General features: G+C 60.6%; 2 protein-coding genes. Both read right to left on the bottom strand.

The genetic code is table 11. The features are described 5' to 3' along the window. Positions 1-18 precede the first annotated feature (18 nt). Positions 19-432, bottom strand: coding sequence for a CopG family transcriptional regulator (locus EOA22_RS29355; protein WP_063170364.1), 414 nt, complete (start codon positions 430-432; stop codon positions 19-21). A gap of 116 nt (positions 433-548) precedes the next feature. Continuing rightward, positions 549-2,573: a conjugal transfer protein TraG gene (locus tag EOA22_RS29350; protein ID WP_063169233.1), complete on the bottom strand. Its 2,025-nt coding sequence runs from the start codon at positions 2,571-2,573 to the stop codon at positions 549-551. Positions 2,574-2,951 lie beyond the last annotated feature (378 nt).

Here is a 2,951-nt window from a genome sequence, read left to right as displayed (position 1 = left end):
CGGCCTCGGGATGCGAGCTCATCCTTCCCCTCCCCCACCATTGTCTTTGCTAAGCGACTTTTTGCCGGAAGCGATCTGGCGGCCGACCTTCTCAACGAATTTCTCGAAACGCTCTTGGGCAATAGCCTGCGTTGCCCGATCCGGGACCGGCGTGTGGGCGTGAAGGGTGATCGAAAAGCGGATGAAGAGCGCCAGGCTCTCCAGGATCACCTCGGAATCGCGCCTGACGTGGGCAAGATCGCGGGAGAGCCGGTCAAGCCTTACGCCGTAGCGCCGATCGAACTCGCTCTCGCCACGCCGCTCGATGAACGCCTCGATCGCCTTCCCCACGATCGCTGATTTGGTCGTTGACGGATCGCGACTGAGGTTGTCCAGTTTCTCGCTGAGCTCCGGCTCAAGCAGAAACTGATGGCGAATGCGGTGCGGCTTCATGCGGATCGTTCCGACGGCCCGGCGTTGCGCCGGCGACGGGAGAAGCATCGGCCAGACGCTCAAAATTGCTTATGGCCGTTATCTACGCTGAGGTGCGCTCTGCAACTCAGCGGACTTCAGAAGCCGGGAATGACATCGTCGCCCCTGCCCTCGTTGATACCGTAGACGCGGGCCGCAGTGGAAATCCGATCCATGACACGCTTGTCCGCGAGCGCTTCGCTGTCATCGTCTGCGGGCTTGTACAGATCGGCCTGATCGGGCTCTTGAGAGACAACAACGTCTTCTTCGGGCAGGCTTGGATGGCGTTGCTGCTGAACGCCTCCCTCGTCTTCAACTGGCGCGTCGGCGCTTTCCTCGTCCGCAGCAAGTCGGCTATCGACGCTGCACACTTGTCCAGTCCAGCCGTCCGGGCGTGATGCAGGGCAGTCCGCATAGGGTCCGTCGTGCAGCACCGGCGCAGGCAGCACCCGATCTGTGAAATTCTGATCCTGATAATAGCGCAGCTTCTTGGCGCGGATCGGCGGCAACCCAGAAACCAGGACCAATTCGTCTGACGGCGGCAATTGCATCACCTCGCCTGGCGTCAGGAGCGGGCGCGCGGTTTCCTGGCGGCTCACCATGACATGTGAAAGCCAGGGCGCAAGCCGATGGCCCGCATAGTTGCGCATCGACCTAAGTTCGGTTGCGGTGCCGAGGGCATCCGAGATGCGCTTGGCCGTGCGTTCGTCATTGGAGGAAAAGGCAATTCGCACGTGGCAATTGTCGAGAATAGCATTGTTCTCGCCATAGGCCTTTGAAACCTGGTTCAAAGATTGTGCGATCAGATAGGAGCGAATGCCATAACCTGCCATGAAGGCGAGCGCCGTTTCGAAGAAGTCGAGGCGACCGAGCGCCGGAAACTCGTCCAGCATCATGAGCAGCTGATGCTTACGGCTCTTCTTCGGGTCCCCCTCCAGACGCTCCGTCAACCGCCTGCCGATCTGGTTCAAGATCAGTCGCACAAAAGGCTTGGTGCGCGAGATATCCGAAGGCGGCACGACCAGATAGAGCGACAGCGGTCGCTCTCCATCCACTAGGTCAGCGATGCGCCAGTCGCAGGACGAAGTGGCCGCCGCGACCGTTGGATCACGATAAAGCCCGAGAAAGGACATGGCGGTCGAGAGGACGCCTGAGCGCTCGTTTTCCGACTTGTTCAGGAGTTCGCGAGCCGCCGAGGCCACTACGGGATGGACCTGAGGGTTATGCCCCGTCCCGAGATGGTTTGTCGTCATCATCCGCCGTAGCGTTGCGGCAAACGAGCGTTGCGGGTCCGACAGGAAGGTGGCGACGCGGGCCAGCGTCTTGTCCTCTTCAGCGTAGAGCACGTGCAAAATGGCGCCAACTAGGAGTGAATGGCTGGTCTTCTCCCAGTGGTTCCGTCGCTCCAGCGCGCCCTCGGGATCGACGAGGATGTCGGCGATGTTTTGAACGTCCCGGATCTCATCTGGGCCTTTGCGCACCTCCAGCAGCGGGTTGTAGCGTGCCGATCTCGGGTCGGTCGGATTGAACAGAAGGCAGTACGAGAATTTCGACCGCCAGCCGGAGGTCAACTGCCAATTTTCGCCTTTTATATCATGAATGATGGCAGACCCGGTCCAGGAAAGTAGCGTTGGAACAACCAGCCCCACGCCCTTGCCCGAACGCGTCGGCGCAAATGCCATGACGTGCTCCGGGCCGTCATGGCGCAGATAGCGATCGTTCAGCCTACCGAGGAAAACGCCCGCCGGCCGTAACAACCCTGCCGTCTCGACCTCATGAGTCGTGGCCCACCGTGAAGACCCATAGGTCGTAACCGACCCGCGCTGTCGCGCGCGCAAAAGCGAGCCAGCGATTGCGGCGGCACAACCCAGGAATCCGCTGGCGCCTGCAAGCGTACCGGCTTTGTCGAAGACCTCCGGCGCATAAGCATCGAAGTGGAACCACCATTCAAACAGCTTCCACGGCTTGTAGATTGGCCAGCCGGCGAAGAGAAACCATGGTGCGCCGAGAGGCGTCTGGTAGGTCAGCATTTGAGCGCACCATTGGGTTGCCGTCCATACGCCGATAATGACAATTGCGCACACAACGGCGATCTGCCCGATCAGTAGCTTCGTAGGTGTCATCGGCTTGGCCCGCTGAACAACGCGACCTAGCATCGCGCGGCGCAGCCGGGACAGGAATGTTCCTCACATACGATTTGGGAGCAATGAACGACTTCCTACGTATGCAGGTCGGTCAGCACGCGTGTTGCGCCTTCACGCGACACCATCCGCCACTCCATCCTTTCCATTCACCCTGAGGCCCGGCGCCGCCGACAGTTGCGTGACCGCTCCTCCGCAAAGTTATCTTCTGCGTTCAGGGAGCCACGGCGCCTGGGCTGGCTGATGAACACCGTCCGCTCGCGCATGTGGGGTCGAATTGATTTGTGCCCAAGTGGAGGCAGGCTCGTCTTCCAACAGTTGCCGCAGTTCCCCTGGCTCGAACGCCATCATCGGTGGGGA

Source organism: Mesorhizobium sp. M7A.F.Ca.US.014.04.1.1, from assembly GCF_003998745.1.
Lineage (GTDB): Bacteria > Pseudomonadota > Alphaproteobacteria > Rhizobiales > Rhizobiaceae > Mesorhizobium > Mesorhizobium ciceri.
This window is presented reverse-complemented; position numbering and strand designations above follow the sequence as displayed.